At 64.6% G+C, this 18,968-nt stretch carries 15 protein-coding genes; 9 read left to right on the top strand and 6 right to left on the bottom strand.

Going from position 1 to position 18,968, the window contains the following annotated elements; all coding sequences use genetic code 11:
• Positions 1-41: 41 nt before the first annotated feature.
• The 6 genes from JQ627_RS04615 to hpaH are packed head-to-tail and all read right to left on the bottom strand — an operon-like array spanning position 42 to position 6,343.
• Positions 42-1,667 carry a thiamine pyrophosphate-dependent enzyme gene (locus JQ627_RS04615; RefSeq protein WP_212482941.1) on the bottom strand — a complete coding sequence of 542 codons (1,626 nt, stop codon included), beginning with the start codon at positions 1,665-1,667 and terminating at the stop codon, positions 42-44.
• A 25-nt stretch (positions 1,668-1,692) separates the two neighbouring features.
• Complete coding sequence (locus tag JQ627_RS04610) at positions 1,693-2,562, bottom strand: fumarylacetoacetate hydrolase family protein (protein WP_212482940.1); 870 nt, start codon at positions 2,560-2,562, stop codon at positions 1,693-1,695.
• Between the two features lie 3 nt (positions 2,563-2,565).
• Positions 2,566-3,549, bottom strand: a complete 984-nt coding sequence (hpaD, locus tag JQ627_RS04605; protein WP_212482939.1) for a 3,4-dihydroxyphenylacetate 2,3-dioxygenase — start codon at positions 3,547-3,549, stop codon at positions 2,566-2,568.
• 27 nt (positions 3,550-3,576) lie between these two features.
• Entirely contained in the window at positions 3,577-5,115 is a 1,539-nt protein-coding gene (gene hpaE, locus JQ627_RS04600) for a 5-carboxymethyl-2-hydroxymuconate semialdehyde dehydrogenase (protein WP_212482938.1), read from the bottom strand.
• Positions 5,108-5,506: a 5-carboxymethyl-2-hydroxymuconate Delta-isomerase gene (locus JQ627_RS04595; RefSeq protein ID WP_212482937.1), complete on the bottom strand. Its 399-nt coding sequence runs from the start codon at positions 5,504-5,506 to the stop codon at positions 5,108-5,110. The genes hpaE and JQ627_RS04595 overlap by 8 nt, the downstream gene beginning before the upstream one ends.
• 30 nt (positions 5,507-5,536) lie before the next feature.
• A complete protein-coding gene (gene hpaH / locus JQ627_RS04590; protein ID WP_212482936.1) occupies positions 5,537-6,343 on the bottom strand; it encodes a 2-oxo-hept-4-ene-1,7-dioate hydratase in 807 nt (268 codons plus the stop codon).
• 125 nt (positions 6,344-6,468) lie between these two features.
• Between hpaH and hpaR the strand changes: the two genes are divergently transcribed.
• The 9 genes from hpaR (at position 6,469) to JQ627_RS04545 (ending at position 18,962) form a co-directional block, all read left to right on the top strand.
• Positions 6,469-6,984, top strand: a complete 516-nt coding sequence (gene hpaR / locus JQ627_RS04585; RefSeq protein ID WP_212482935.1) for a homoprotocatechuate degradation operon regulator HpaR — start codon at positions 6,469-6,471, stop codon at positions 6,982-6,984.
• Between the two features lie 293 nt (positions 6,985-7,277).
• Positions 7,278-8,423, top strand: a complete 1,146-nt coding sequence (locus JQ627_RS04580) for an ABC transporter substrate-binding protein (RefSeq protein WP_212482934.1) — start codon at positions 7,278-7,280, stop codon at positions 8,421-8,423.
• An 87-nt stretch (positions 8,424-8,510) separates the two neighbouring features.
• Positions 8,511-9,383 (top strand): branched-chain amino acid ABC transporter permease, encoded by an 873-nt coding sequence (locus tag JQ627_RS04575; RefSeq protein WP_014496848.1) that lies wholly within the window; start codon positions 8,511-8,513, stop codon positions 9,381-9,383.
• Positions 9,380-11,158: an ABC transporter permease subunit gene (locus JQ627_RS04570; protein ID WP_212482933.1), complete on the top strand. Its 1,779-nt coding sequence runs from the start codon at positions 9,380-9,382 to the stop codon at positions 11,156-11,158. The genes JQ627_RS04575 and JQ627_RS04570 overlap by 4 nt, the downstream gene beginning before the upstream one ends.
• Complete coding sequence (locus JQ627_RS04565; RefSeq protein WP_014496846.1) at positions 11,158-11,886, top strand: ABC transporter ATP-binding protein; 729 nt, start codon at positions 11,158-11,160, stop codon at positions 11,884-11,886. The genes JQ627_RS04570 and JQ627_RS04565 overlap by 1 nt, the downstream gene beginning before the upstream one ends.
• Before the next feature lie 93 nt (positions 11,887-11,979).
• Positions 11,980-13,065, top strand: a complete 1,086-nt coding sequence (locus tag JQ627_RS04560) for a malate/lactate/ureidoglycolate dehydrogenase (RefSeq protein WP_212482932.1) — start codon at positions 11,980-11,982, stop codon at positions 13,063-13,065.
• A gap of 128 nt (positions 13,066-13,193) precedes the next feature.
• Complete coding sequence (locus JQ627_RS04555) at positions 13,194-13,970, top strand: aldolase/citrate lyase family protein (protein WP_212482931.1); 777 nt, start codon at positions 13,194-13,196, stop codon at positions 13,968-13,970.
• A 93-nt stretch (positions 13,971-14,063) separates the two neighbouring features.
• The gene (locus JQ627_RS04550) at positions 14,064-15,587 is read left to right on the top strand and encodes a UxaA family hydrolase (protein ID WP_212482930.1); all 1,524 of its coding nucleotides are present in this window, start codon (positions 14,064-14,066) and stop codon (positions 15,585-15,587) included.
• Positions 15,588-15,692: 105 nt separating this feature from the next.
• Positions 15,693-18,962, top strand: coding sequence for a DUF2126 domain-containing protein (locus JQ627_RS04545; RefSeq protein WP_212482929.1), 3,270 nt, complete (start codon positions 15,693-15,695; stop codon positions 18,960-18,962).
• Positions 18,963-18,968: the final 6 nt, after the last annotated feature.

The following is an 18,968-nucleotide window of genomic DNA, read 5'->3' as shown; positions in this document are numbered from 1 at the left end:
GGAGGGGAGAAGGGAAGAGTCCCGGAACTACGATGCTTCTATTACGGTTTCGGCGGGTGAATGAACGCCCAGGGGCTCACTTCCGAATCCCGCGTGACCTCGACCGAGATCAGATACGGCCCGCCGTGGGCGAGCGCCTTTTCCATCGCCGCCTTGAACTGGTCCGGCGCGGTGACGCGCACAGAGGCGACGCCAAAGGACTCCGCGAGCTTGACGAAATCCGGGTTGACGAGGTCGGACGCCACCACGCGGCCATCAAAGCGCTCGCGCTGGTCACGGCGCACATTGCCATAGGCGTTGTTGTTGAACACCAGCGTCACGACGCCGATGTTGAACTGCACGGCGGTGGCAAGCTCCTGCACGCCGAACATGAAGCCGCCGTCGCCGGTGATCGCCACCACCGGCTTGTCGGGATTGGCGACCTTGGCGCCGAGCGCGGTCGGAAAGCCCGAGCCGAGCGTGCCCTGATACCCTGAGGTGATGAAGGTGCGCGGCTCGTAGATCGGAAAGCCGTACCAGGACGCGAAGCCGAACTGCGACAACTCATCGGTGACGATCGCGTTCGCCGGCAGCACCTCGCGCAAAATGTTGAGATAGGCCATCTGCGGCTGGATGCGCTGGATGTCCTGTTGCGCGGTCGCGGTGGCGTCGCGGATCGCGGCGCGGCGGCCGGCGGTCTTGCTGTAGCCGGCCTTGCTGACGGCGGCGGCGAGATCGGCGGTCGCAGTCCTGGCATCGGCGACGATGGCGGTGTCCGAGATGAAGCGCCGCATCTCGACCGGGTCGATGTCGATGCGAATGCTCTTCAGGCCGTCGGGGCGGAACGGCCAGCGCGACATGGTCGGCAGCTCCAGTCGCGAGCCGATACCGATCATCAAATCAGTCTTCGGCCAGAGCTTGTAGGCGGCAGCCATCGTGAGCCCCAGCTCATGCGCGTTGGAGACGATGCCGCGGCCGCTGCGGAAAGCGACGACGGGTGCATCGATCATCTCGGCGAGCTCGAGGATCTCGTCGCGCGCCTCGATCGCGCCGCTGCCGACGAAGATCATCGGCGCCTTGCTGGCCTTGATGAGCGCGGCGGCCTGCTTGATCTGATCAGGATCAGGCCGCGGCGCAGGCAGGGGCTCCAGCACCTGTGCGGCCGCGGTGTCGGCGCGCTGGGTAAAAATATCCCAGGGCATTTCGACCGAGGCGGGGCCGCGCCGGCCCGATGTCATCTCCTGGAAGGCGCGGGCCACGGTGGTCGGCGCGTTGCCGGGCGTTTCGATACGATCCGCCCATTTCACGTAGGTGCGCAAGGTCGCAAGCTGGTCCGGCATCTCGTGCAGATGGCCGCGGCCCTTGCCCAAAAATTGCGTCGGCACCTGACCCGTCACGCAGAGCACCGGCTCGTTGCAGCCGTAAGCGGTCAGCAGCGCCGCGCTGGCGTTGAGCACGCCGGGGCCGGGCACCACGCTGAACACGCCGGGCCTGCCGCTGGAGCGCGCATAGCCGAACGCCATGTAGCCGCAGGCCTGTTCGTGCCGCGCGCCGATCACCTTGAGCTGGGCCTGATGGAAGGCGTCGAACAGGCCGTAGACCTGCGCGCCGGGCAGGCCGAACACGGTGTCGACGCCGTGGGCGACAAGGCCGCTTACGATTGCTTCGCCGCCGGTGAGGGTGGTCATTGCACTATTCCACTTCGATTGTTGTTCAGGCTTCGTCGACGACACCATTGCGCAAAGTGCCGATGCCTTCGGCCGCGACCTCGATGACATCACCGGGCTTCAAGTAGCGCGGCGGATCGAACCGCGCACCCGCTCCCGTCGGCGTGCCCGTCACGATGATGTCACCGGGGACAAGCGTTGCGAAGGTCGAGATATAGCTGATGAGATAGCGGAACGGAAACATCAGGCGGCTGGTCACGTCGTCCTGCCGCAGCTCGCCGTTGACATGCGTGGTGAGCCTGACGTCGGCGATCTGCGCTTCCTGCGTGTAGGGCACCAGCCACGGACCCAGGCTGCCGCTGGAATCAAAGTTCTTGCCCTGCGTGACGTTGAATTTTGCGTGGCGCAACCAGTCGCGCACCGAGCCTTCGTTGCAGAGCGTCAACGCGGCGATGTGATCGAGCGCAGCGCTCTCGGCAATGTGCCGGCCGGCCTTGCCGATCACCAGCACGATCTCGCCCTCGTAGTCGAGCTGCGCCGATGCGCGCGGGCGCACCAGCGGCGTGTCGTGGCCGACGAAGGAGCGCGGCGAGCGCATGAACATGCTCGGATATTTCGGCGCGTCCTGGCCGTCCTTGTACTCGGCGTTGCGATCGGGATAGTTGACGCCGATGCAGATGATCTTTTCCGGCGCGGGCACCGGCGGCAGCCAAATGATGTCGGCGAGCGGGTGATCCGGCGCGCGGCCGGCGGCCTGCTCGGCAAGGCTCACGAGCTTTCCGGCCGCAATCACTTCGCGCAGCGTCGGATAGTCTTTTGCGTGGCGTACGGAGAGATCGACGATGCCGCCCTCAAGGACGGCGCCGTACCTGGTTTCACCCTTGACGGAATATGTGGCGAGGCGAGGAAGTTTCATCGCCTAATCCGCCACCAGCACGTCGGCCACGAATTTCGGTTCACGCACGGCCTGGCCCGAGAAGGGCGAACCCTGCTCGAACCACGAGCGCGGCGCCGGCGCGCCCCACAGCGTCTGGCGGCGCGGATCGCGCAGCGACCAACGCAGCGGCTCGTGGTCGTGATCGCCGGTGAAATAGTCGCTGGTGTAGAGTTCGAGACGGTGCCCATCAGGGTCGCGCACGTAGAGGAAGAACGCATTCGAGATGCCGTGGCGTCCCGGGCCGCGCTCGATGTTCTTGACGAAGCCCTGGGAGGCCATGACGTCGCAGAGATGGATGATGTTCATCGCCGTCGGCGTCCAGTAGGCGAAGTGGTGCAGGCGAGGGCCCTTGCCGTTGGTGATGGCGAAATCGTGCACATTGCCCTTGCGATGCATCCAGGCGGCTGCGATGCGCCCGTTCGGCCCGTCCTCCTCGGCGTATTCGGTGAGACGGAAGCCGAGCCGTGCGTAGAACTCGACGGTGTCCTGCACCTCGGCGGCGAAGACGTTGAAATGATCGAGCCGCTGCGGGTGGCATCCCCTGTAGAGGTCGTAGCGACGAAGCAGATGCGGCCGGCGGTCCATCGCCGCATAGAGCTCGATCTGGAAGCCGAAGGGATCGGTGAATTGCAGCGTGCGGCCCTGGAAGGGCTGGTCGACGAAGGAATAGCCGAGGCCGTTCTCGGACAAGAACTTTGCGGCCTTGTCGAGATCTCCGTCGTTGCCGACCTTGAAGCCGAGCCGGTTGCAGGCCGGCGCTGCCGCCTTGCGCAGCACCAGCGAGTGATGCTGATGCTCCTCGGCTGCCCGCAAGTAGGCAAACTTGTCGTCGGCATCCTCGACATGCAGACCGACGGTGGTCTCGTAGAATTCGCGGCTGAGCTTCAGGTCGGTCACGTCGAGCACGACGTGGCTGGAGCGGATGATGTTGAACGGCGGTTCGAAGATGTGTTGCGGTACGGGCATCGGCGTTTCCCCTCGGCTCGACGAGCGTCAGATTCCCAATTTCTGAATCTTGTGCGTGCCCCGCGCCAGCGAGACGTGCTTGGTTTCCATGTAGAAGTCGAACGAGTAGTCGCCGCCGTCGCGGCCGATGCCCGAGGCCTTCATGCCGCCGAACGGCGTCGGCAGATGGCGGACGTTTTCCGAGTTCAGCCAGATCATGCCGGCCTCCAGCGCGTCGGCAACGCGCAGTGCGCGGCCGACGTCGTTGGTCCAGACATAGCCGGTCAGGCCATAGCGGATGTCGTTGGCGATCGCGATGGCGTCGGCCTCGTCCTTGAAGGGCAGCACGGTGAGGAAGGGGCCGAACACCTCCTCCTGCGCCACGCGCATCTTGCCGTTCGCACCGGTCACGAGCGTCGGCTCGACATAATGTCCGCCGCCCGGGCCGTCATAGGTCTTACCGCCGACGGCGATCACAGCGCCATCCTGCCGCGCAACGTCGAAATAGGAGCAGACTTTTGCGAGGTGCCGTTCGTGGATCAGCGGCCCGATCTCGGTGGCGGGATCGAGGGGATGGCCGACCCTGAGCGCCTGCACGCGCGCGGTCAGCTTCTCCACGAATTTCTCGGCAATGTTCTGCTGGATCAGCAGGCGGCTCGACGACGTGCAGCGCTCGCCATTGAGCGAGTAGATCATGAACACGACGGCATCGAGCGCGCGGTCGAGATCGGCGTCGTCGAACACGATCACCGGGTTCTTGCCGCCGAGCTCGAAATGCACGCGCTTCAGGGTCGGCGCGCCTTGAACCATGATCGCCGATCCCGTCGCGCTCTCGCCGACGAAGCCGATCGCCTTGATGGCGGGATGCTCGGTCAGCGCCTTGCCGGCCTCCTCGCCAAAACCGTGGACGGTATTGAGCACGCCGTCGGGAACGCCGGCCTCCTTGACCAGCCTTGCCAGAATCGCGGCTGTCACCGGCGACCATTCGGCCGGCTTGTGCACGACGGTGCAGCCCGCGGCCAGCGCCGGCGCGATCTTCCAGGTCGAGAGCATGAACGGCGTGTTCCACGGCGTGATCACGCCGACGGGGCCGATCGGCACGCGGGTCGAGACGTTCCAGTGCTCGTCGCTCGGCGTGTTCAGGCCATCGCGCGCCTCGGCGCACTTGTCGGCGAAGAAGCGAAAATTCTCCGCCGCGCGGATCGCGGCCTTGGCCATGAAGCGATAGGCCTGGCCGGTGTCGATGCATTCGAGCACGGCGATGTCGTCGGCATTGTCCTCGATCGCGTCGGCGACGCGGTGCAGCAGCTTGCGCCGCATCGCCGGCCTCATGTCGCGCCAGGATTTGAAGGCCAGCGCAGCGGCTGTGGCTGCGGCGTCGATATCCTCGGCGTTGCCGCGGGCGACGCTTGCAAGCACGGCGCCATCGACAGGCGACTTGGTTTCAAAGGTTTCGCCCGAGATCGAGGCGACGGTCTTGCCGTCGATCATATGGCCGATGCCGTCGGCCCGCAGCGTCTTCAGCAGCGGTGCTGTGCGGTCGCGATTGGCCTGGAACACATCGGTTTTCGGCGTGGGCTTATCCATGGGCGGCCTCCACTTTCAGGGCGTCGTGGATGTTGTTGCGCTTCCAGCTGGTGTCCTTGTCGTTGATCTGCATGTCGAACGACAAAGCGAACTTGCTGGCGGCGAAGACGGGATCGAGATGTTTTGAAAGCGCCTGGAAGACGTGCTCGCCGGCCTTCTGGCGCATGGGAAGGTCGCGGCCCTCTCCGATGCGCAGCACCATGTCGAGAAAGCCGTAGTCCTGCCGCGCGTCCGCGATCGCGTAGTGCTCGCACCTGACAGCGCGAACGCGGATGCCGCCGAGCGGGAAGATGCCGGTCTCGACCGCCGCCTTGCGCACGACCTCGCACACCGCGCCGATGTCGAGGCGGTTGTCGAGATTGGCCGAATATTCAATCGTGAAATGCGGCATCGCGGTTTCACTCCCTGTGTATTCTTGTTGTCAGGCGAAGTAGCAGCTCACCGAGCCGTAGGCGCCATAATCGGCCTGAATTGTGTCGCCCTTGCGGGTCTCGATCGGACGGATGAAGGAGCCGGCGAGCACGACCTGCCCGGGCTCCAGCGCAAGGCCGAGCGGTGCGATCTTGTTGGCGAGCCAGGCAACGGCGGTCGCGGGATGATTGAGCACGCCGGCGGCAAGGCCGGTTTCCTCGAGCTGGCCGTTCCTGAAACACAGCGCGCCGATCCAGCGCAGATCGGCGTCGAGCGGACGGATTGGGCGACCGCCGAGCACGATGCCGGCGTTCGCGGCGTTGTCGGCGATGGTGTCGAAGATCTTTCGCGTGGCTTTCGTCTTGGGATCGACGCGCTCGATCCGCGTGTCCAGGATTTCCAGCGCCGGCACGACGAAGTCGGTGGCGTTGAGCACGTCGAACATTGAGCAATCAGGACCGGAGAGGCGCTTGCTCATGACGAAGGCAAGCTCGGCCTCGACGCGCGTCGCGATGAAGCGTTCGGTCGGGACGAGGCCGCCATCGGCGAAGAACATGTCGTCGAGCAGTACGCCGGAATCCGGCTCGTCGATATTGAGCGCGCCCTGCATCGCCTTCGAGGTCAGGCCGATCTTGTGGCCTTTGACGGTGCGGCCCTCGGCGAGCTTGAGGTCGACCCACGCCTTCTGAATCGCGTAGGCGTCGGTGATGGTAATGCCGGGAAAATCCTGCGAGAGCTGCCGGATCTGCGTGCGGGTCTTCTCCGCCTGATGCAGACGGTTCGCACAAGCTTGGATATCGTCGTTGGAAAGCGCCATTTGTGATCTTACAAATCGTGGTGCCCAGAGATACTTAACATGTTAAGTGAATGCGTCAAACACAATTCGGGCTTGCTGCACTGCAAACACTTTGCGGCTTGAAAGGGCGGCTTTGAAAGGGCGTCATGGCGAAGAGACCGGCTGATCCCGCGAACGGAAGTGAGCCTGCCGCACGGCAGGTGCCGATGCGCGACTTCTCGCGCTCGCTGCCGATGTCGCTGCTCAGGGCACGTGAAGCGGTGATGCGGCAGTTTCGTCCAAAACTGCGCGAGCACGGATTGACCGAACAGCAATGGCGCATCCTCCGCGCGCTCGCGGCGATCGACGCTGCTGAGGTCACGGAACTCGCGCGCACGGCGTTTCTGCTCGGGCCGAGCCTGTCGCGCATCCTGCGCGATCTCGAGGCGCGCAATCTGATCGAGCGGAAGACCGCGAAGTCGGATCAGCGCCGCAGCATGGTCTCGATCTCGAAAGAGGGGGTGAAGCTGATGGCCGCCGTCGCGCCGTCCTCGGAAGCGATCTATGCGGAGATCACGCGGCGCTTCGGCGCGCGCAAGCTCGCCGAGTTGCAGGAGATGCTCGGTGAGTTGGAACTGTGTCTCGCTTCCACCGAAGCGAGTGACGTTGCGGATGAAATGTAACGGCAAATTTGCATGATGACTTTCCTGCCACGCATGACTGTCATCATTGCATAACGCGTGGGCAGCGCGATCGCCGTGAAATGCGCGAAAAGCCCTTAAAAAATAGCCGAAAATAGATCGTGGCCGCAGGTGTTAGTCATCTTCGGGCGCGAGCTCTCCGCACTTAGTTGATGGCGTCTCAATATCAATTTACTCACGCGGAGAGAATCCGTAAGTAGCATCCGGCTCTGCATTCAGTGAGAGAGCCAAGACAAGAAGGGCCGACAAGGATGCCCGGCCCCAGGGAGGAATGAATGAGACTGACGAGACGCGACTTCGCTGCCGGAATTGCTGCCGGCATTGCCGCGCCCTACCTCATCAAGGGCGCGCATGCGCAAGGCGCCACCATCAAGATCGGCATGTGCGCGCCCGTCACGGGCCCCGCCGCTGAATCCGGCGGCTACGCCATCAAGGGCGCCAAGCTCGCGCTCGAAGCCGTGAACAAGGCCGGCGGTATCCTGGGAAAGCAGGGCGAGCTGATCGTCGAGGACGACCAGACCACCAATCCCGGCATCGTGCTCGCATTCTCCAAGCTCGCCGCGCAGTCCGACATCGTCGGCTTCCTCGGCTCGATCCGTTCGACCCAGGTGCACGCGATGGCGCCCGACGTGATCAAGCTCGGCAAGCCCGTGATGATCGGCGGTACCGATCCGAATCTCACCCACATGGGCAATCAGTGGCTGTTCCGCTGCCGTCCCAATGACAGCTATTCCGGCCGCGTCATCGCCGAATACGGCGTCAACACGCTGGCCAAGAAGAAGTGGGCCGTGCTGCACTCGACCGACGCGTTCGGCACCGCCGGTGGCAAGGCGCTGACCGAAGCGCTGACCAAGCTGGGCGCGCCGCCCGTGCTCGATCAGGGCTATGCCAACCAGAGCCAGGACTTCACCCCGGTCGTGCTCGCGATCAAGCAATCGGGCGCCGACATCCTCGGTTCCTACTTCACCTTCGAGAACGACCTCGGCATCTTCGCCCGCCAGCTCCGTCAGCTCGGCGTGAACATCCCGTGGGTGGGCTCGCCCTCGATCGTCAACATCACCGCGCTGAAGCTCGCCGGTCCCGCGCTCTACAACACCTATGGCGTGGCGGACTATGCCGAGGATTCCAGCGAAGGCTCGAAGGCGTTCGGCAAGATCTACCGCGACGCGGTCAAGGTTGCGCCCGACAACCAGAGCTCGTGGACCTTCGACGCCGTCAACGTGCTGGCGCAGGGCATCAACAAGGCTGGCACCACCGAGCCCGGCAAGGTCCGTGAAGCCATCCTCGCGATCAAGAAGTTCCCGGGTGCCGAGGGCGAATACAATTTCGACCAGAACGGCGACGGTCTGCACGGCTACAACATCGTGAAGAACGACAAGGGCAAGATCGTCTTCGACAAGCACATCGAGTTCAACGACTGACGTTGACGAAATGACCTCCCCGATTTCGGTCGGGGAGGTCGAAACGTCTTTCATTGGACGAATCTGACCTCCAACAGAACGCTTGTCATGGATCTCGCCCTACAACTCCTGTTTACCGGCATCGGTATCGGTGCCGTCTATGCGCTCGTTGCGCTCGGCTTCGTGCTGATCTTCCGTGCCACCAACGTGGTGAACTTCGCCCAGGGCGAATTCTCCATGGTCGCGGCCTATCTGATGGTCGTCGCGATCGAAGCCGGTCTGCCCTATTGGGCGGCATTCATCGTTGCGCTGCTCGGCATGGCGCTGCTTGGTGTCATCTTCAATCTTGGCGTCTACTATCCGCTGCGCCACCGCACTTATCTGCCCGTGATCATCGCCACCATCGGCGCCTCGATCCTGCTGGCGAACTCCGTGCTCGCAATCTACGGCCCCCAGCCCCAGGTGCTGGAAGGCTGGTTTGAGACGCCGGGCATTCAGGTCGGCCCGGTCTATCTCGACAGCCAGTATCTCCTGATCATCGGCGTCACGATCTGTCTCGTGATCTTCAATTTCTGGTTCTTCGAGAAGACGCTGCTCGGCAAGAAGCTGCAGGCGACCTCGCAGGACAAGGAGATGGCCTCGCTGCTCGGCATCTCCGTCTCCACCATGATCATGATCACCTTCATCTATTCGGCCGTGCTCGGCGGTCTCGCCGGCATCCTCGTCGCACCGGTGCTGTTCGTCTCGATCCAGATGGGCTCGACGATCGCGCTGAAGGCGTTCGCGGCCACCATCATCGGCGGCTTCGGCGATGTCGCCGGGGCCATCATCGGCGGCCTTGCGCTCGGCGTGATCGAGACGTTTGGCGCCGCCTATGTCTCGGTTCCCTACAAGGATGGCTTCGCCTTCCTGGTGCTGATCGCTTTCCTGATCTTCCGGCCGCAGGGCATCTTCGGCGAACGCGTGGCGGAAAAAGCATGAGCGCTCCCAGCGACAACATGCCGATTCCGGCACCCGCCATCCATTCGAAGCCGCTGCTGGTCCGGCATCTGCCGTACTTCATCGGTGCCGCGATCATTGTCGCGCTCGCCGCGACCATGCGCTTCGACGGATACGTCCACAACATCCTGCTCCAGGCCACCACGTTCTCGATCGCGGTGTTCGGCCTCTCGGTCGTGCTCGGCCTGTGCGGCCAGATCAACCTGGCGCAGGCCGCGTTCTTCGGGCTCGGCGCCTACGCGGTCGGCATCGGCACGACGGACCTGCATGTCAGCTTCTGGGTCTGCCTCGTCGGCGGCTGCCTGATCTCGCTGCTGGCCGGCGCGTTCCTCGGCATGTCCACGCTGCGGCTCGGTGGCCATTACCTCGCGATGGTCACGATCTCGTTCCAGCAGATCGTGACGCTGGTGATGATCAACGCGATCTGGCTGACGCGCGGTCCCGACGGCGTTCCCAACATCAAGCGTCCCGAGCTGTTCCAGTCGTCGCAGAGCTATCTCGCCTTCTGCGTCGCGATGCTGGCGATCGTCGGCTATCTGGTCTGGCATCTCGCGGATACAAAACTCGGCCGCGCCATGCGCGCGGTGCGCGACAACGAGCTGGCGGCCGGCGTCAACGGCATCGACGTGTTCCGCACCAAGATCTACGCCTTCGCGCTGTGCGCGCTGCTCGGCGGGCTCGCGGGCGGCCTGTTCGCCGGCGGTTTCGCCTATGTCAGCCCCGATCAGTTCTCCTTCGCGGAATCGATCGTGTTCCTGACCATGTCGCTGCTCGGCGGCGTCGCTTCGCCGATCGGCTCGACGATCGGCACGGGTCTCTTGATCCTGATCCCGGAATGGCTGCGCTTCCTCAAGAGCGTGCCGGGCCTGTACCTCGCGATCTACGGCCTGTTCGTGATCCTGATCATCCGCTTCATGCCCGACGGCATCTGGGGCTTTGTCGCCGATGCCTTCACGCGCTGGCGCGCCAAGACCAAGGCACCGCCGGCTGCGGCCGCGCTGCAGCTCCGGCCGGCGACGGTCGGCGGCGACACGGTGCTGGAAGTCACCGGCCTGTCGAAGCACTTCGGTGGCCTCAAGGCCGTCGACGGCGTCGACATCGCGGTGAAGCGTGGCGGCGTGCACGCGCTGATCGGACCGAACGGCTCGGGCAAGACCACGACGCTCAACGTGCTCTCGGGCCTCTATGAAGCGACAGCCGGCAGGATCGTGCTCGACGGCACCGACATCACCCACATGCCGCCGCATCAGCGCACGGCAGCGGGCCTCGGGCGTACGTTCCAGAACATCCGCCTGTTCCGTTCGATGACGGCGCTCGAAAATGTCGAGATCGGTGCGGAGCGGCCGGGCAACACCATGGTCGGGAAGGGTGATGACGCCCTGACCGAGCGCGCGATGGAAGCCCTGACCTTCGTCGGTCTCGGCAACCGCGCCAACGAGCTGATCTCGAGCTTCTCCTACGGCCATCAGCGCCTGATCGAGATCGCACGTGCGCTCGCCTCGAACCCGACGCTGCTGCTGCTGGACGAGCCCGCGGCCGGCCTGAACTCGACCGAGAAGCTGGAGCTGCACGAGCTGCTCAAGCGCATCGCCGCGCAGGGCCTGACCATCCTGATCATCGATCACGACATGACGCTGGTCTCGGAAGCGGCCCAGCACATCACCGTGCTCAACTTCGGACGCCGCATCGCGGACGGCGAATCCCTGGCCGTGCTGCGTCATCCCGACGTCGTCTCCGCCTATCTCGGGAGCGAATGATGCCGTTGCTCGAAATCCGCAATCTCGTGGTGCGCTACGGCGAGATCGAAGCCCTGCGTGGCGTGACCTGCGCGGTGGAGCAGGGGCAGGTGGTGACGCTGCTCGGCGCCAACGGCGCCGGCAAGTCCACGACCTTGCGCGCCATCTCAGGCCTCGCCAAGCCGACTTCCGGCGACATCCTGTTCGACGGCAATTCGATCGCAGGTCTTGGTCCGGAAGCGATCGTCCGCATGGGCATCTCGCACGTGCCGGAAGGCCGCAGGGTCTTCCCGGGTCTCACCGTGAAAGAGAACATCATGCTCGGCGCGTCCAATCGCCGGGCGCCGACCTCGGAGATCTCGCGGGAGGCGGACGCGATGTTCGACCTGTTCCCCGACATCCGGAAGTTCACCAACGCGCTCGGCTGGACGCTCTCGGGCGGCCAGTTGCAGATGGTGGCGGTCGCGCGCGGCTTGATGGCCAAGCCGCGGCTGTTGTTGCTCGACGAGCCCTCGCTTGGTCTTGCGCCCGTCATCGTGCAGGCCGTGTTCAAGATCATCTCCGAGATCCGCCGCAACACGACGGTCTTGCTCGTCGAGCAGAATGCGCGCATGGGTCTGTCGGTGGCCGACTACGGCTATGTGCTGGAGACCGGCCGCATTGTGCTCGGTGGCAAGCCCGACGAGCTCTGGGGCAACGAAGCGATCCGCGCCGCCTATCTCGGCGGCCATGCCAAGGTGAGTGCTTAGGGCATGATCCGGACCCGGAGGGCCGCGTTAGCGCAAAGTGTGCAGCGGTTTTCCGAGAAGATCATGCCCAGACAATAACCGGGAGCTCAGTTCATGGTCACGATCCAGGTCCAGAACCTCATCGATTTCGTCGGCGAGGTCTTCGGCCACGCTCAATCCTCACCGGAGGAGGCGAAACGGATCGCGACTTATCTGACGACGGCGAACCTCACCGGGCATGACAGCCACGGCGTGATCCGCGTGCCCGTCTACATCCGCTGGCTGAAGACCGGCTTCGTGGTGCCGAACCAGACCGCTGAGGTCGTGGTGGATACGCCCTCGCTCGCCGTGGTGGACGGCAAGTTCGGTTACGGCCAGACCGTGACGCCGCAGGCGGTCCGGATCGGCATCGAGAAATGCAAGAAGGCGGGCCTTGCCGCGGTCGCGTTGCGCAATGCCGGCCATATCGGCCGCGTCGGCGATTGGGCCGAGATGGCCGCCGCCGAAGGGTTGGTCTCGGTGCACTTCGTCAACGCCGCCGGCTCGCTGCTGGTGGCGCCGTTCGGCGGCGTCGAGAAGCGGCTCTCCACCGCGCCGTATTGCGTCGGCATTCCGCGTGAGGGGCAGGACCCGATCGTGCTGGATTTCGCCACCTCGGTCGTCGCCGAAGGCAAGGTGCTGGTCGCAAGCCGCGGCGGCAAGAAGCTGCCGAAGGGCGCGCTGGTCGATGCCGACGGGACCCTCAGCGAGGACCCGACCGTGCTTTACGGGCCCTTCACGCCCGAAGGGCCGCGCGACCACACCAAGGGCACCGGCGCGATCCGCGCCTTCGGCGACCACAAAGGCTCGGGCCTTGCCTTCATGTGCGAGTTGCTTGGCGGCGCGCTGACCGGAACCGGGGCCACCTCGGGCGGCCGCCGCTTCGCCAACGGCATGCTGGCCTTCTACGTCGATCCGAAGGTGATCGATACCTCCCATGTGTTCGATGCAGAGGTGTCGCGCTATACCGACTTCATCCGCGCCACCAAGCCGATGGCGGGGGTCGATCAGGTGCTGATTCCGGGCGATCCCGAGCGGAAAACCCGGGCCGAGCGCAGCAAGAACGGCATCCCCTTGCCGGATGACACCTGGGCGGCGATAGTGAACACCGCCCGCGAGGTCGGTGTCAGCGAAGTCAGCATCCAGCGGGCGACCGCATAGGTCTTGCGTCATTGCGAGCGTAGCGCGGAGCCCCGGTTCGCGGTAACAGCAGAGCTGTGCTGTCGCGGCGCTCGTCATGGTGACGAAGGTCCAAACAACGGTCCAAGCAACAAAAGAAGGAAGGCAACGTGGCGAACAAGGTCAAGGAAATCTGGAAGTCGGGCAAGGCCGTGGTCAACGCGTGGCTAGCGATTCCCTCCGGCTTCTCGGCCGAGATGATCGCGCAATGCGGCTTCGACAGCGTCACCGTCGACATGCAGCACGGCGTGCAGGACTATCTCTCGATGGTGCAGTGCTTCCAGGCGATGGATAAGCATCCAGTGACCCCGATGGTCCGCGTGCCCTGGAACGAGCCCGGCATCATCGGCAAGGTGCTCGACGGCGGCGCCTATGGCGTGATCTGCCCGATGGTCAACACGGCGCAGGAGGCCAAGAACCTCGTGTCGTATTCCAAGTATCCGCCGCAGGGCGTCCGCTCCAACGGCCCGATCCGCGCCGGCATGTACGGCACCGCGGGCTCCTACCAGAAGACCGCGAATGCCGACACCATCCTGCTGCCGATGATGGAGACGAAAACCGCGGTCGAGAACATGGAAGCGATCCTCGACGTCGAGGGCATCGACGGCGTCTATATCGGCCCGTCCGACCTCGGCTTCTCCTACGGCCTTGAGCCGAAGCTCGATCGCAGCGAGCCGGAAATCCTCGCGATCTACGACAAGATCATCAAGGAATGCGGCAAGCGCGGCCTCAACCCCGGCATCCATTGCAGCGGCGCCGAAGGTGCTGCGCGCGCCATCAACATGGGCTTCAAGCTGGTGACGCTCTCGAACGAGGTCGGCCTGATGACGACCTACGCGAAAATGCAGGTCAATGCGACCCGCAAGGATTCGGCCGGCAAGGCCTAAGACCTCGCGAATGGCAAATGGGGAGTAGCGAATTGGGCTACTCCCCTTTTCCATTCGCCACTCGCTACTTACTATTCGCCTGAGGAGATACCCATGACCATCAGCCCCGTCATTCGCCTGCATCCCGATGATGGCGTGCTGATCGCGCGCGCGAGCCTGCCGCCGGGAACGATGGTCGCCGACGGTGTGACCACGGTCGAGCGCATTCCCTCCGGCCACAAGGTCGCGATCAAGCCGATCGCATTGGGCGAGCCGGTGATACGCTATGGCCAGATCATCGGCTTTGCGACGGTGCCGATTGCGCCTGGCCAGCACGTGCACGTGCAGAACTGCGGCATGGGTGATTTCTCGAAGGACTATGCCTATTGCGCCGACGTCAAGCCGACGCCGAACTTCGACCTGCCGGCGACTTTCGAGGGCATCCGCCGCCCGGACGGCCGCGTCGCCACGCGCAACTATATCGGCATCCTCACCTCGGTGAATTGCAGCGCGCATGTCGCAAGCCTCGTCGCCGACGTCTTCAAGAAGAATCCGTTCACCGGCGACAATCCGCTGGCCGACTTCCCCAATGTCGATGGCGTGGTCGCGCTGACCCACAAGACCGGCTGCGGCATGACGCAGAACGAGCCCCTGGCGCTGCTCCGCCGCACGCTCGGCGGCTATGCGCGTCACGTCAATTTCTCCCACGTGATCGTGCTCGGCCTCGGCTGCGAGGTGAACCAGATCGGCGGGCTGATGGCGGAGCAGAAGCTCGCCGGCCGCCTGCGCGCGATGGACATCCAGGAGGTCGGCGGCACCCGCAAGACGGTGGAAGCGGGTATTGCCTTCGTCCGTGAAGCCCTTGCGGATGCCAACAAGGTCAAGCGCGAGACTGTCGCCGCGAGCGAATTGACCGTGGCCCTGCAATGCGGCGGCTCGGACGGCTATTCCGGCGTATCCGCCAATCCGGCCCTGGGGGCCGCCAGCGATCTCATCGTCCGCCACGGCGGCACCGTGATCCTGTCCGAGACGCCGGAGACCTACGGTGCCGAGCATCTGCTGACGCGCCGCGCGGTGAGCCGCGAGGTCGGCGAGAAGCTGGTCGATCTCATGCGCTGGTGGGACGAATACACCGAGCGCGAAGGCGCCGAGATGAACGCCAATCCGAGCCCCGGCAACAAGGCCGGCGGTCTCACCACCATCCTGGAAAAATCGCTCGGCGCGATGGCGAAGGCCGGCACCACCAACCTCGTCGACGTGCTGCGCTACGCCGAGCCCGTGACGAAGCGCGGCTTCGTCTTCATGGACACGCCCGGCTACGATCCGGTCGCCGCAACGGGGCAGGTCGCCGGCGGCGCCAATCTGGTCTGCTTCACCACCGGCCGCGGCAGCGTGTTCGGCTGCAAGCCCGCGCCTTCGATCAAGCTCGCCACCAACACGCCGATGTACAAGCGCATGGAAGAGGACATGGACGTCAATTGCGGCACCATCCTCGAAGGCGAGGAGAGCGTCCAGGAGTGCGGCCAGCGCATCTTCGATCTCATCCTGAAGACGGCATCGGGACAGCCGACCAAGAGCGAGAGCTTCGATTTCGGCGGCGCCGAGTTCGCGCCCTGGGTGCTCGGCGCGACGATGTAATTGAGCGTGCAGCCCGTGGCGTAGGCACGGTCTGCCCGTTGTTAGTGCTTGATCGAGGTCACCAGCGGTGTTCTGCTCAAAAATGCTGCTGGAGCACCGCACCCCGTGTCGATCTACGTCGCATTACACCACGTCACGCACTACAAATACGACCGCCCGATCGATCTTGGCCCGCAGACCATCCGGCTGCGGCCGGCGCCGCATACGCGGACGCCGATCCTGAGCTATTCGCTCAAGGTCACGCCCTCAAACCATTTCGTGAACTGGCAGCAGGATCCGCAAGGTAACTGGCTCGCGCGTTACGTGTTTCCGGAGAAGACGACCGAGCTGAAATTCGAGGTCGATTTCACGGCGCAGATGACCGTGGTCAATCCGTTCGACTTCTTCGTCGAGCCTTACGCCGACAGCTTTCCGTTCGAATATCCCAAGGACCTGAAGACTGAGCTCGCGCCCTATCTCGAAACCATAAAGCCCGATCGCCTGTTCGCGAAATTTCTCGACACGATCCCGCACGAAGCCCCGAACACCGTCAACTTCCTGGTCGATCTCAATCGCGAGCTTCAGAAGCACGTCCGCTACATCATCCGCATGGAGCCCGGCGTGCAGACGCCGGAGGAGACGCTCTCCTCCGGTGCCGGCTCATGCCGCGACTCCGCATGGCTCCTGATCCAGACCCTGCGTCATCTCGGTCTCGCCGCCCGCTTCGTCTCCGGCTACCTGATCCAGATCCGTCCCGACATCGATCCGATCGAGGGTCCGCCGGAAGTCGAGAACGATTTTACCGACCTGCACGCCTGGGCCGAGGTCTATCTGCCCGGCGCGGGCTGGATCGGGTTCGACGCGACCTCCGGCATGCTTGCGGGCGAGGGGCACATCCCGGTTGCGGCCACGCCGCATTATCGTTCGGCGGCGCCGATCTCCGGTGGCGCCGGCTTTGCCGAAGTCGAGTTCGAGTTCGACATGAGCGTCCGCCGCATCCGCGAAGCGCCGCGCATCACAAAGCCGTTCTCCGACGAATCCTGGGCGCGGCTCAACGATCTCGGCGAGCAGGTCGATGGCGATCTTGCCGCGCAGGACGTGCGGCTCACCATGGGCGGCGAGCCGACCTTCGTCTCGGTCGACGATCTCGAAGCGGCGGAGTGGAACACCGAGGCCGTCGGTCCCACCAAGCGTGCGCTTGGCGACGACCTGATCCGCCGCTTGCGTACGCGCTTCGCGCCGGGCGGCCTTTTGCATTACGGCCAGGGCAAATGGTATCCCGGCGAGAGCCTGCCGCGCTGGGCCTTCGGCCTGTACTGGCGCAAGGACGGCGTGCCGATCTGGAAGAACGCCGACCTCATCGCCAAAATCGAAAATCCGCGGCCCGCGCAGGTGAAGGACGCCGAGACCTTCATGGAAGGTACGGCGCAGCGGCTCGGGCTCGATCCCGGCTACATCATGCCGGCCTATGAGGACACCGCGCTTTGGCTCCAGAAGGAAGCCGAACTTCCCGTCAACGTCGATCCGTCCGACGCCAAATTGTCCGATCCAGAGGCACGTGCACGCATCGCGCGTGTGTTCGAGCAGGGCCTCAATACCCCACGCGGCTTCGTGCTGCCGGTGCAACGCTGGAACGCGCCGCCGCGCTGGCGCAGCGAGCGCTGGCAGCTCCGGCGCAATCATTTGTTCCTGACGCCGGGCGATTCACCTTTGGGCCTGCGCCTGCCGATCGGTTCGCTCGGCTACGTCCCGCCCAACCAATATCCTTACATCGTCGAGCAGGATCCGTTGGAGCCGCGGGGCAGGCTGCCGGTGTTCACCCTCGCCGCGCGCCCGGAGGCTTCGCCGCGGGTCGCGCCCGAGCATCTCAACACGTCGGTACCGGTCCGCACTGCGATGTCGGTCGAAGTCCGCGACGGCGTACTCTGCGCCTTCATGCCGCCGGTCGAGCGCATCGAGGATTATCTCGAACTGATCGCGGCGCTTGAAGCCACCGCCGAGGAGATGCAGCTCCAGGTCCATGTCGAAGGCTATCCGCCGCCGTTCGACCCGCGCATCGAGGTCATCAAGGTGACGCCGGATCCCGGCGTGATCGAGATCAACATCCAGCCGGCGAAGAGCTGGCGCGACGCGGTCGACATCACCTCGGGCCTCTATGAGGATGCCGGCAAGGTGCGTCTCGGCGCGAACCGCTTTCTGGTCGACGGCCGCCACACCGGCACCGGCGGCGGCAATCATGTCGTGGTCGGCGGCTCCTCACCGCAGGATTCGCCATTCCTGCGCCGTCCCGATCTGTTGAAGAGCCTCGTGCTGTACTGGCAGCGGCATCCGTCGCTGTCCTATTTCTTCTCCGGCCTGTTCATCGGCCCGACCAGCCAGGCGCCGCGCATCGACGAAGCCCGGCACGACAGCATCTACGAGCTGGAGATCGCGCTCTCGCATGTGCCGCCGCCGGGTTACCAGACGCCGCTGTGGCTGGTGGACCGGCTGTTCCGCCACCTGCTGGTCGACATCACCGGCAACACCCACCGCGCCGAGATCTGCATCGACAAGCTCTATTCGCCGGATGGCTCCACGGGCCGGCTCGGCCTCGTCGAATTCCGCGCGCTCGAAATGCCGCCCGATCCGCGCATGTCGCTGGCGCAGCAGTTGCTGATCCGGGCGCTGATCGCAAAATTCTGGCGCGAGCCGCAACAAGGCAAGTTCGTGCGCTGGGGCACTGCGCTGCATGATCGCTTCATGCTGCCTCACTTCATCTGGCAGGATTTTCTTGAAGTGCTTTCTGAGTTGAAGGAGTCCGGCTATCCCTTTGAGCCAGAATGGTATCTGGCCCAGCTCGAATTCCGTTTCCCCGCCTTCGGCCGCGTCCATCATGGCGGTGTGACGCTGGAGCTGCGTCAGGCGCTGGAGCCGTGGCACGTGCTGGGCGAGGAGGGCTCGGCCGGCGGCACGGTGCGCTACGTCGACAGTTCGGTCGAACGGCTTCAGGTGAAAGCTGAGGGCTTTGTCGAGGGCCGCCACGTCGTGACCTGCAACGGCCGCCGCCTGCCGATGACGTCGACCGGCCGCTCGGCGGAGGCCGTGGCTGGCGTCCGTTTCAAGGCCTGGCAGCCGGCCTCCGGCCTGCACCCGACCATCCCGGTTCACGCGCCACTGACTTTTGACCTGATCGATACCTGGAACGGCCGCTCGCTCGGCGGCTGCGTCTATCACGTCGCCCATCCCGGCGGCCGTAGCTACGACACCAAGCCCGTCAACACCTACGAGGCCGAGGCGCGGCGGCTGGCGCGCTTCCAGGACCACGGCCATACGCCCGGTCCGATGCAGCCGCCGCCCGAGGAACGCACAAATGAGTTTCCGCTGACCCTCGACTTGCGGACCCCGCTCCTGCAATGAGTGTGA

The organism is Bradyrhizobium liaoningense, from assembly GCF_018130785.1.
In the GTDB taxonomy this organism is placed as follows: Bacteria; Pseudomonadota; Alphaproteobacteria; order Rhizobiales; family Xanthobacteraceae; genus Bradyrhizobium; species Bradyrhizobium liaoningense_A.
The sequence above is the reverse complement of the archived record's forward strand: the minus strand, read 5'-3'. Positions and strand labels throughout refer to the sequence as shown.

Bases quoted from the DNA above. Each gene is read 5' to 3' on its own strand.
- JQ627_RS04560 (WP_212482932.1), top strand. From the start codon at position 11,980: ATGGTCACGATCCAGGTCCAGAACCTCATCGATTTCGTCGGCGAGGTC.
- hpaD (WP_212482939.1), bottom strand. From the start codon at position 3,549: ATGCCCGTACCGCAACACATCTTCGAACCGCCGTTCAACATCATCCGC.
- hpaH (WP_212482936.1), bottom strand. From the start codon at position 6,343: ATGGCGCTTTCCAACGACGATATCCAAGCTTGTGCGAACCGTCTGCAT.
- JQ627_RS04615 (WP_212482941.1), bottom strand. From the start codon at position 1,667: ATGACCACCCTCACCGGCGGCGAAGCAATCGTAAGCGGCCTTGTCGCC.
- JQ627_RS04610 (WP_212482940.1), bottom strand. From the start codon at position 2,562: ATGAAACTTCCTCGCCTCGCCACATATTCCGTCAAGGGTGAAACCAGG.
- JQ627_RS04550 (WP_212482930.1), top strand. From the start codon at position 14,064: ATGACCATCAGCCCCGTCATTCGCCTGCATCCCGATGATGGCGTGCTG.
- hpaE (WP_212482938.1), bottom strand. From the start codon at position 5,115: ATGGATAAGCCCACGCCGAAAACCGATGTGTTCCAGGCCAATCGCGAC.
- hpaR (WP_212482935.1), top strand. From the start codon at position 6,469: ATGGCGAAGAGACCGGCTGATCCCGCGAACGGAAGTGAGCCTGCCGCA.
- JQ627_RS04570 (WP_212482933.1), top strand. From the start codon at position 9,380: ATGAGCGCTCCCAGCGACAACATGCCGATTCCGGCACCCGCCATCCAT.
- JQ627_RS04575 (WP_014496848.1), top strand. From the start codon at position 8,511: ATGGATCTCGCCCTACAACTCCTGTTTACCGGCATCGGTATCGGTGCC.
- JQ627_RS04565 (WP_014496846.1), top strand. From the start codon at position 11,158: ATGCCGTTGCTCGAAATCCGCAATCTCGTGGTGCGCTACGGCGAGATC.
- JQ627_RS04580 (WP_212482934.1), top strand. From the start codon at position 7,278: ATGAGACTGACGAGACGCGACTTCGCTGCCGGAATTGCTGCCGGCATT.
- JQ627_RS04595 (WP_212482937.1), bottom strand. From the start codon at position 5,506: ATGCCGCATTTCACGATTGAATATTCGGCCAATCTCGACAACCGCCTC.